The 9505-nt window shown below is 75.4% G+C and carries 10 protein-coding genes; 8 read left to right on the forward strand and 2 right to left on the reverse strand.

Annotation, left to right across the window (positions count from 1 at the left end; genetic code table 11):
• The 5 genes from ACZ4UB_RS34095 to ACZ4UB_RS34115 form a co-directional block, all read left to right on the forward strand.
• On the forward strand, positions 1 to 971 hold a 971-nt coding region (locus ACZ4UB_RS34095), incomplete at its 5' end, for a tetratricopeptide repeat protein (protein WP_468076308.1).
• Between the two features lie 55 nt (positions 972 to 1026).
• On the forward strand, positions 1027 to 1941 hold the full coding sequence (locus ACZ4UB_RS34100; RefSeq protein WP_468076310.1) for a DMT family transporter: 915 nt from the start codon (positions 1027 to 1029) through the stop codon (positions 1939 to 1941).
• 47 nt (positions 1942 to 1988) lie between these two features.
• Entirely contained in the window at positions 1989 to 2855 is an 867-nt protein-coding gene (locus tag ACZ4UB_RS34105) for an isocitrate lyase/PEP mutase family protein (protein ID WP_468076312.1), read from the forward strand.
• A 6-nt stretch (positions 2856 to 2861) separates the two neighbouring features.
• The gene (locus tag ACZ4UB_RS34110) at positions 2862 to 4286 is read left to right on the forward strand and encodes a hypothetical protein (RefSeq protein ID WP_468076314.1); all 1425 of its coding nucleotides are present in this window, start codon (positions 2862 to 2864) and stop codon (positions 4284 to 4286) included.
• A 70-nt stretch (positions 4287 to 4356) separates the two neighbouring features.
• Positions 4357 to 4905, forward strand: a complete 549-nt coding sequence (locus ACZ4UB_RS34115; protein WP_468076316.1) for a DUF4240 domain-containing protein — start codon at positions 4357 to 4359, stop codon at positions 4903 to 4905.
• 26 nt (positions 4906 to 4931) lie between these two features.
• Here the strand turns inward: ACZ4UB_RS34115 and ACZ4UB_RS34120 are convergent, their stop codons facing one another.
• Positions 4932 to 5681, reverse strand: a complete 750-nt coding sequence (locus ACZ4UB_RS34120) for a response regulator (RefSeq protein WP_468076330.1) — start codon at positions 5679 to 5681, stop codon at positions 4932 to 4934.
• A 5-nt stretch (positions 5682 to 5686) separates the two neighbouring features.
• Complete coding sequence (locus ACZ4UB_RS34125; protein ID WP_468076318.1) at positions 5687 to 7417, reverse strand: sensor histidine kinase; 1731 nt, start codon at positions 7415 to 7417, stop codon at positions 5687 to 5689.
• Between the two features lie 195 nt (positions 7418 to 7612).
• Between ACZ4UB_RS34125 and ACZ4UB_RS34130 the strand changes: the two genes are divergently transcribed.
• The 3 genes from ACZ4UB_RS34130 to ACZ4UB_RS34140 all read left to right on the forward strand — a co-directional run bounded on the left by ACZ4UB_RS34130 (position 7613) and on the right by ACZ4UB_RS34140 (position 9384).
• Positions 7613 to 8119, forward strand: coding sequence for a hypothetical protein (locus tag ACZ4UB_RS34130; protein ID WP_468076320.1), 507 nt, complete (start codon positions 7613 to 7615; stop codon positions 8117 to 8119).
• A 67-nt stretch (positions 8120 to 8186) separates the two neighbouring features.
• Positions 8187 to 8897: a 4'-phosphopantetheinyl transferase family protein gene (locus tag ACZ4UB_RS34135; protein WP_468076322.1), complete on the forward strand. Its 711-nt coding sequence runs from the start codon at positions 8187 to 8189 to the stop codon at positions 8895 to 8897.
• Positions 8898 to 8940: 43 nt separating this feature from the next.
• A complete protein-coding gene (locus tag ACZ4UB_RS34140) occupies positions 8941 to 9384 on the forward strand; it encodes a GNAT family N-acetyltransferase (RefSeq protein WP_468076324.1) in 444 nt (147 codons plus the stop codon).
• Positions 9385 to 9505: the final 121 nt, after the last annotated feature.

Consider the following 9505-nt stretch of genomic DNA (forward strand, 5'->3'; position numbering starts at 1 on the left):
CGCTGACCCTCGACCCCGCCTACACCTGGGCCGCCGCCCAGCGCGGCCTGGCCCACCGCCTGGCCGGCCGATACGACCTGGCCGTCACCGACTTCGACACCGCGCTCGCGCAGGATCCCACCCTCCTGTGGGCGTTCGGCCAGCGCGGCGAGGCCCACCGCCAGGCCGGCCGCCACGAACGGGCCCTCGTCGACTTCGACGCCGTGATCGCGCTCGACCCCGGCGACTCCTGGGTGCTGGGCTCGCGCGGGGAGACGTACGGCCAACTCGGCCGCTACGACGAGGCCCTGGCCGACTTCGCCGCCTCCCTCGCGCTCGACCCCACCCAAGCCTGGGTGCTGGGCGCCCGCGGCGACCTCCACCGCCAGTGCGGCCGTTACGGTCCGGCCGTCGCCGACTTCACCAGCTCGCTGACCTTCGACCCCACCGCCATCTGGGCGAGGGTCCTGCGGGGCGTCACGCGGCGACAGGCGGGCGACCTGGCGGGGGCGCGCGAGGATCTGGAGCGGGCCCTCGCCGCGGAACCCGCCGAGCCGGCGTACCAATTGGAGAGGGTGCTGCTGGACACCCTGGAGTCGGGGTTCGCGGCCTGTGCGCGGCAGTGGGCCGACGTGCTCTCCGCTCCGCTGTCCGGACCCTTCGCGGCGGAGATCGGCCGGCTGTTCGCACTGTTGCGGGCCCTGCTCCTGGCACCGCACGAGGACCGCGCGGACGACGACGACCTGGTGGAGGCGACCGTCACCTTCCTCGACGGTGCGCGGTGCCACGAGCCGGTCGTCGACCTGCTCCGCTACCTGGACGAACTCGCCCCGCTGGAGGGCGCGGTGTCCGAGCGCGCCCGCCGGTGCCGCCGGATCATCCGGGAGCGGTGGGCGCCGGCGGGTACGGATCCGGGTACGGATCCGGGGACGGGCGCGGGCGGAGTCGCGGGTGGAGGTGCGGTATCGCACGATGCGTCCGGGCCGTTGTGACACGGCACGGGTGCCGATCTTGTTCGGGGATCCGTCGTATACCTAGATTGCGGGGATGACCACCTCGTCCACCTCCGAACGCCCCGGGACGGACCGGCGCGCGCTGCTCGCCGCGGCCGTCACCGTGCTGCTCTGGGCTTCCGCGTTCGTGTCCATCCGTGCGTCCGCCGAGCACTTCACCCCCGGCGCCCTCGCACTCGGGCGACTGCTGACGGGGTCCGTGGTGTTGGCGCTCCTCCTGGTGGTGCAGCGCGGCGGGGTGCCGCCGCGGCAGGCATGGCCCGGGATCCTGGGATCCGGGCTGCTCTGGTTCGGCGTCTACATGGTCGTCCTGAACTGGGGCGAGCAGTTGGTGGACGCCGGGACCGCGGCCATGGTCGTCAACATCGGCCCGGTGCTGATCGCGCTGCTGGGCGGCTGGTTCCTCAAGGAGGGGTTCCCGCCGCTGCTGCTGGCCGGCATGGCCGTGTCCTTCGTGGGCGCGGTCATCGTCGGCTTCTCGACCTCCGGGAGCGGGTCGTCGTCGGTCCTGGGCCTGCTGCTGTGCCTGCTGGCCGCCGTGGCGTACGCGTCCGGGGTGGTGCTCCAGAAGCCCGCGCTGCGCCACGCGACCCCGCTCCAGGTGACGACGTTCGGCTGTGTCATCGGCACGGTCCTCTGCCTTCCGTTCAGCGGGCAGCTGATCTCCGACCTCTCGCGGGCCCCCGCGTCGGCCACCCTCAACGTCGTCTACCTGGGCCTCTTCCCGACCGCGCTCGCCTTCACCACCTGGGCCTACGCGCTGTCGCGGACCACCGCCGGAAAGATGGGCGCGACGACCTACGCGGTGCCGGCCGTGGTGATCCTCATCTCCTGGCTCGCCCTGGACGAGGTGCCGGGCTGGCTGACCCTGCTCGGCGGCGCCGTCTGCCTGAGCGGCGTCGCCGTGTCCCGGCGGCGCCCCGCCCGCCCGGCGGCGCCGAAGGGCTGACGTCGACACACGACCGGTACCCCCTCCACCCCGAAGGAAACCCCGCCGTGAACCAGCTCGACCCCGCGGACCAGCTCGCCCGCGCCCTCGCCTTCCGCCGGCTCCACGAGGAGCCGCGCCCCTTCGTCGTCCCCAACCCCTGGGACGCCGGCACCGCCCGCCTGCTCAGCGGACTCGGCTTCGCCGCGCTCGCCACCACCGGCGCGGGACTGGCCTACGGGCTCGGCCTGCCCGACGGCGGCAACCGGGTCACCCGGCACGACGTCCTGGCGAACGCCGCGGTCATCGTCTCCGCGACGCACCTGCCCGTCACCGCGGACCTGGAGAGCGGCTTCGGCGAGACGCCGGACGAGGTCGCCGAGACCATGCGGCTCGCCGCCGCGGCCGGGCTGGTCGGCGGCTCGATCGAGGACTCGACCGGCCGCGCCGAGGATCCCGTGCGGCCGCTGGACGAGGCGGTGGAGCGGGTCGCCGCGGCCGTCGCCGCCGCCCGCGCGCTCGACTTCCCCTTCACCGTGACCGCCCGCGCCGAGAACTTCTTCCAGGGCCGGCCGGACCTCCCCGACACCATCCGACGCCTGCGGGCGTACGAGGCCGCCGGCGCCGACGTGCTGTACGCGCCCGGGCTCCCGGACGCCGAGTCCGTGCGCGCGGTGTGCGCCGCCGTCGACCGCCCGGTCAACGTCCTGATGGGCTCGCCCGCGCTCGCGCTGTCCGTGGCGGACCTCGGGGAACTCGGCGTGCGCCGGATCAGCGTCGGCTCCGCGCTGTCGCGGGCGGCGCTCGGCGCGGTGGTCCGCGCCGCCGAGGAGATCCGTACGCGGGGCACCTTCGGCTTCGGCGCGGAGGCCCTCCCCTACCCCGAGGTCAACGCACTGATGACGGCGGCCGCACCGACCGCCACGGAGGACTGAGGCCCGATGGACGCTCACACGGACGCCGGCGAGGGAGCCTCCGCGGTTCTCGCCACCGGACCCGCCGCCGTGTTCCGGTGGTTGCTCGACGACGAGGACCGCGGCGATGCGCAGCCCCCGGACGAGGAGGGCCCCGTCGAGGAGGGCCCGGCCGGCCCCCGCGGGGCTCGGCGCGCGACGACGGCGCTCGTCGCGCGCCGGATCCTGGACGCGTTCCTGTCCGCGCCCACCGGAGCCCCCGGCCCGGGGCCCGAGGGCACGGGTGCGGACGCGATCGCCGACCGGGTCCGCGCGGTGCGGGACGCCTTGGAGCCGCTCCTGACGGACCTGGTCGGGCGGGGCCGTGCCACCCGGCGCCTCGTCCTGCGCCAGCGGGCCCCCCTCCTCCTGCCCGGCCGCGCCCGACGGCGCGGCCCGGCCCTCGCGGAACTCGGCGTACGACTGCCCGCTCCCGGCGCCCCGGAGTTCCTCCGGCGCTCCCAGGCGCGCCCCCTGACCCTGCTGCACGCCGCATTCCACCTGGCGCTCGCCCGGCTGCCCGGGCCGTTCCTGCCCGAGGTGGTGGGCGCGCACTACGCGATGAGCGCCCTCGGCGCCGACGCGCTGCTGCTGGGCACGGACGACCCCGGGGACGAGCCGCGGGCCCGTACGGTCCTGGTCGACTACCTCGCCCTCACCGAGCACGCGCCGGACGGCGAGCGCGACCGGCGGCGCCTGACCGCCGCCGTCGCGCTGGTGCTGCGGCTGGAGCGCGAACACGCCGCGCTGCTCGGCGAACTGGCCGACTGGCAGGACGGGCTGGCCCCCGACGCCCGGGTCGCCCGGATCCTGCTGCGGCACGCCCCGTGCTTACCGGGCTCGGACTTACGCGGCTCGGACTTACGCGGCTCGGGCTTACGCGGCTCGGGCTTACCGGGCTCGGACTTACGCGGCTCGGACTCACCGAGCCGGGACTTACGGAGCCGGGACTTACGGAGCCGGGACTTACGGAGCCCGGGATGGGTGAGCCCGTACGCACGCCGCCCGGACCTGCGGCGGCTGGACGTCCGGCGGCTGCCGGAGTGGCTCGACGACGAGAGCGGCGAACTGGCCTTCCTGGTCGCGGCGTTCCAGCGTTCCTTGACCACCGGGCCGGCTCCCGGAACGGCGACGGACTTCGGCCGGCCGCTGTTCGAGTTGCTCGACGAGGACGAGGCCGAGCACTTCGCACGGTGGGGCGAAACCGTCGCGGCCGGCGGACCGGCCGGGCTCGCCCCGCAACCCAACCCCGTCGGTGACGCGGCGGCGTTGGCCTGGGCGCGCCGCATCGCCAACATCGAACGCTTCCCGCACCTGCGGTCCTCCCCCGACCCGGTGCCCGAACCCGCACCCGAGCCGGCGCCCCCACCGACATCGGCCCCGGCACCCGACCCCGTCGAAGCCCGAGCCTGATCTCCCCCGTCCCACCGACCGGCCACCGTGGTCGGCCGCCGTTGTCAGACCCCGCTGCCACCATCGCCCCATGGACGAAGAGCGCTTCTGGCAGTTGATCGAAGAGGCCCGGACCCGGGCGGGCGCCGACGCGCGGACCGGCGCCGATCCGGCCGCGCGGGAGGTCGCGGGGCAGGCGTCCGCGCTGCTCGCGGAGCTGGATCCGGCGGACATCGCGCGGGCGCAGCAGGTCCTGTGGGACCTGCTCGCGCAGTCGTACCGGAGCCCCTTGTGGGCCGCCGCCCACCTGATCAACGGCGGCTGTTCGGACGACGGCTTCGACTACTTTCGCGGCTGGCTGATCACCCGCGGCCGGGCGGCGTTCGAGCGGGCGCTGGCCGATCCCGACTCGCTCGCGACCCTGCCCGCGGTCGCCGCGGCCGTGGCGGAGGGCCTGGAGTGCGAGGACACCCTGGACATCGTCTGGCAGGCCTACCGCGCGGCGACCGGGGGAGAGTTGCCGGACGGTTCGCTCACGATCAGCTATCCCGAACTCGACCCGGAGTGGGACGTCGACTTCGACGACGAGGAGGAGATCACCCGGCGGCTGCCGGCACTGGCCGTGCTCTGCCTGACGTAGCCCGGCCGGATCGGGCGCGTCGGGCGTCAGGCCCCGGGCGCCGGGTCCGCCGGGCCGCCGAGGCCCACCTGGTGGGCCAGCAGCGCGGCTTGCACCCGGCTCGTGCAGCCCGTCTTCTCCAGGATCGAGCCGACGTGCGTCTTGACCGTGCCGACGCCGATCCCGAGCCGCCCCGCGACCGCCGCGTTGGCCAGCCCGGCACCGAGCAGGCCCAGCACCTCGCGCTCGCGCTCGGTCAGCGCCGCGATCCGGGCGTCGGGGGCTCCCGGTGCGGGACCGCGCGCGGGTTGCACGGCGCCGCCGCCCTCCAGCATGCGCCGGATGACGGTTCCGGTGACCCCGGGCGAGAGCACGGCGTCACCGGCGGCCGCCGACCGTACGGCGCTGATCAGCTCGTCGGGGCCCTCGTCCTTGAGCAGGAAGCCGGTGGCTCCGGCGGCCAGCGCGCGCAGGACGTTGTCGTCGTCGCCGAAGGTGGTGAGCATGACCACCTGGGGCCGGGGCTCCAGGGCGGTCAGCGGGGCGATCGCCGCGAGGCCGTCGAGGACGGGCATCCGGATGTCGATGAGCACCACGTCCGGGCGGTGCAGGGCGGCGAGTTCGACGGCGGCGGCGCCGTCGGCCGCCTCGGCGACGACCTCGATGCCCCCCGCGTGCCGCAGGATCATCCGCACCCCGGCCCGGATCATCTGCTCGTCGTCGGCGAGCAGCACCCGCACGGCGGCGCGGTCAGGAGCGTGGTCAGGGGCCTGGTCAGGAGTGGGCTGTCGGTTCATCCGGTTCATCGTGAACTCCTCGGCGCCATTGGCACCTCGAATCGGTCGATCGTGGTCAGGATGCCGTCGCGGAAGCAGTAGCGGACGAGCCGCAGGGTGTCGGCGTCGTCCGTGTCGCGGTCGCCGACGTACGGGAAGACGCACTCGGTGGCGCCCGCGGGCCGGGGCGGTTCGTGTCCCGCCGCCGCGGCGCGGGCGAGGCCGAAGTCCACGACGCCCGCGTACCGCGCCTCGCCCCGGTCCATGCCGATCCGCGGCGGCTTGGGCGCCACGTAGCGGGAGGGCTGCGCGTGCGCCGCCAGTTGGAAGCCGGCCGCGAGGACGGCCACGATCCCGGCGAGGCCCAGCAGCGCGGACGCGGCCTGGGCGAGGGGCACCAGGAGGGGGGCCCGGCGCAGCCGCCCGGCCGCCGCCGCGATCCGCCCGGCGAAGCCGTCGCCGGCGGCGGGTTCCCCCGCGCTCCCGGGCCCGGCGCCGGCCCGTACCCCCTTGTACGCGTACGCACTCCCCTCGCCCGCACCCCCCGCGTCCGCGCTCCCCGCCCCCTCCCGCGTACGGCCCCCCGCGCCGTCGGCCGGGGCGCCGCGGCCGGGCCCCACCGGGATCCTGGCGACGACCGCGAAGCCGACGCCCCAGGGCCCGGCGGAGAGCATGCCGCCGAGCAGGGAGACCCGTTCGCGCAGCCCCGACAGCCCGCGCCCGGACCCGACGGGTGCGGCCCGCGGATCGGGGGCCGCGGCGCGGGCGCCGTTGACCACGCTCACCTCGATGAGCTCCGCCGTGTGCGCGACGGCCACCTCCACGGCGGCCCCCACCGCGTACCGGTGGACGTTCGTCAGGGCCTCGCGCACCACCCGGTGCACGGCCCGGCGGACCCGCGCCTCCAGCCGGTCGGTGTCCGGACCGGTCCAGGAGAAGTCCACGGCGACCCCGCCCGCCCGGGACTCCGCGACCAGCGCCTCGATGTCGGCCCGGGTGCCGGTGGCGTCGGTCAGGGCGTCCGTACCGGTGTCCCGGCCCAGCGGCCCGAGCACCCCGAGCACCTCGCGCAGCTCCCGCAGGGCGTCCCTCGTCGCCTGCCGGATCAGCGCGGCGCTGTCCCGCAGGTCCTGGGGCTGGCCGCGCAGCGCCATCTCCAGGCCGCCGGTGTGCAGGGCGATCAGGCTGAGCCGGTGTCCGACCAGGTCGTGCATCTCGGCGGCGATGCGCGACCGTTCGTGGATGCGCGATTCGCTGTCCGCGAGCCGCCGGGCCTCCTCGGCGGCGGCGGTCCGCTCCCGCAGCGCGACGAGCAGCCGCTGCTGTTGGCCGGCGGAGGCACCGACCAGCCCCGGTACGAGGACGGCGACGGCGGCCAGGATCGCGCCGATGGTCAGCCCGTAGTCCCAGGTGCCGCCGGTCTGCCGGTAGACGGCCAGGCCCGCCGTCGGGACGGTCACCGCGCTGGCGGCGAGCAGGGCGGCGGCCCGCCGCCCGGTCCCCGCCAACCGCCGGGTCACCGTGTACGCGGTCACCGCCGCCAGCGGGGCGAGGGCGGTCATCGCGCCGAGCAGGGCGCCCATGAGGACCAGCGCGGCTTCGGGGAAGCGGCGGCGCGCGACGAAGACCGCGAGGGCGACGAGGGTCAGCGCGAGCTTCGCGTTCAGCCCCAGGGCGCCACCGATCCGGTTGAGCACCTCGTACGCCGCGAGAATGAGGAGGCCGCCGCCGACCGCTTCGGCCGCGGCGCGGGCCATGGCGCGCCCCATAAAAGACATATCCCCGATTATCCGAGGTCGTAGGGGTCTCCCGCGTACACCTCACGGTGGATCGGCTCCTCTGTCCAAAGGGAGAGGCGGGCGGGGGCGGATATCCGTATCAGACCTGCGGGTCATGGAGGTTCGTCCGCAGGGCGGACCCGCCGGGGGATTCCGGCGGCAACACTGGAAGACATGAAGCGTCCCTTCGTCATCGCCCTCGCCACCGTGGGAGTCATCGCCGTCGCCGCCGTCGCGCTGCCGAACCTTCCGCCGAACCCGGTGACCGACATGGTCAACGCCCGTCTCTTCAACAACGCGGAGAAGACGTTCGCCACCGCGGCGGACGCGCCGAAGCAGGGCGACCCCGCCTTCGTCCTGCCCGACTGGATCCCGCAGGACGCCAAGCGGGTCAAGGTGAAGGCCCACACGACGGGCGACGCGAAGCTGATCCGCTTCACCCTCGGCCGGACCCCGATGGGCGGATCCCCCTGCGCGGACGCCCCGGCGCAGCCCGGCGGTCCCAAGCTCGCGGCCAAGTGGTGGCCGAAGGACGCGGGGAGCAAGGCGAGCCCGGAGTGCCGGGGCCGCTACCACGTCGTGGTGCGCGGGCAGAAGGTCTACGCCTGGACCAACGGTTCGGTGACGCCCGGCGCGGTCCCGCCCACGGCGACGATGGCCGGCGCCACGGCAACGCGCTGACGTGCGCCGGAGCACGGGACCGGACCGCCCTGGTTGCGCGCCCCCGGCCTCGACTACCCTCGTTCAGGTGATCGAGTACGTGAACCAACTCGGCGGCGGCGCCCCGCGGATCGGCGCGCTGCCCCAGGGCAGCGCCGTGTCCCTGTGGGCCCTGGACACCACGCTGGACGTGGTGGGCGGCCACCGCGTCACCGAGGCACTGTCCCTGCTGGACGCGGCCGAGCGCGACCAGGCCGGCCGCCGCCGCCAGCAGGCCGACCGGCGCCGCTACCTGGCCTCGCACATCGGGCTGCGGGTCCTGCTCGGCGGCTATCTGGGCCTGGCCCCCGAGCGGGTCTCGCTCGTCCGCGAGGTCTGCCCCTGCTGCGGTGGCCCGCACGGCCGCCCCGCCGTGGCCGGCGGCGCGATCCACTTCTCGCTCTCGCACAGCGGGGACCTGGCCTACTTCGCCTTCTCCCGGGTTCCGCTCGGGGTCGACGTGGAGGCGATACCGAGCGCCGAGGCCGTGAGCGACGTACTGCACACCCTGCACCCCGACGAGACCGCCGAGCTGAAGGCCCTGCCCGAGTCGGGACGGCCGCTGGCCCTGTCCCGGATCTGGTGCCGCAAGGAGGCCTACCTCAAGGCCACCGGCACGGGTCTCGCCCTGGGCCTCGTCGACCCGTACGTCGGCTCCGCCCCCGCCCCCGCCGCGGTCGCGGGCTGGACCCTGACCGACCTTCCGGCCCCCCGCGGCTACGCGGCCGCACTGGCCGTACAGGCGGGCCCCGCGGCCTGAACCGTGCCCCGAACCGTCCCGACGTGGCGCTAGCCTGGGCCGCATGGACATTCGCCGGGCTCGCAGCGTTGCCGAACTCGTCGCCGCCGAGGGCCTCTTCGACGGCCCCGCGCGCGAGGACTGGGCCGCCCGGTTCCTCGCCGCGGCCGGGCACCTGATGCTCATCGCCTACGTGGACGGCGTGCCGGCGGGCATGGTCTCCGGCGTCGAGATGAGCCACCCCGACAAGGGCACCGAGATGTGCCTGTACGAGCTGAGCGTGGACGAGGGCCACCGGCGCCGCGGGATCGGACAGGCGCTGACCCGCGCGCTCGCGGACGAGGCCCGGGCGCGCGGCTGTTACGGGATGTGGGTGGGCGTGGACACCGACAACGAGGCGGCGCTCGCGACGTACCGCTCGGCCGGCGCCGTGGACGAGGGCGTCTTCACGATGCGCGGCTGGGCCCTGCCCGCCGCCGCCGACGCCGACACGACTGCGGGGGCCTGAGTGCCGTCCCTCGCGACGGGGTACGCCTAGGGCGTGTTTCGAAAGTCCCTCCTGGCTCGCGACGCCTGGTACCGCACCTCGCGGCGTTGTCGGAACGCCCGATTACGTCCAGTAGGCGGGC

The sequence above is a fragment of the Streptomyces sp. NPDC028419 genome (assembly GCF_055565515.1).

Bases quoted from the DNA above. Each gene is read 5' to 3' on its own strand.
- ACZ4UB_RS34120 (WP_468076330.1), bottom strand. From the start codon at position 5,681: ATGAACCGACAGCCCACTCCTGACCAGGCCCCTGACCACGCTCCTGAC.
- ACZ4UB_RS34130 (WP_468076320.1), top strand. From the start codon at position 7,613: ATGAAGCGTCCCTTCGTCATCGCCCTCGCCACCGTGGGAGTCATCGCC.
- ACZ4UB_RS34140 (WP_468076324.1), top strand. From the start codon at position 8,941: ATGGACATTCGCCGGGCTCGCAGCGTTGCCGAACTCGTCGCCGCCGAG.
- ACZ4UB_RS34100 (WP_468076310.1), top strand. From the start codon at position 1,027: ATGACCACCTCGTCCACCTCCGAACGCCCCGGGACGGACCGGCGCGCG.
- ACZ4UB_RS34115 (WP_468076316.1), top strand. From the start codon at position 4,357: ATGGACGAAGAGCGCTTCTGGCAGTTGATCGAAGAGGCCCGGACCCGG.
- ACZ4UB_RS34110 (WP_468076314.1), top strand. From the start codon at position 2,862: ATGGACGCTCACACGGACGCCGGCGAGGGAGCCTCCGCGGTTCTCGCC.
- ACZ4UB_RS34125 (WP_468076318.1), bottom strand. From the start codon at position 7,417: ATGGCCCGCGCCGCGGCCGAAGCGGTCGGCGGCGGCCTCCTCATTCTC.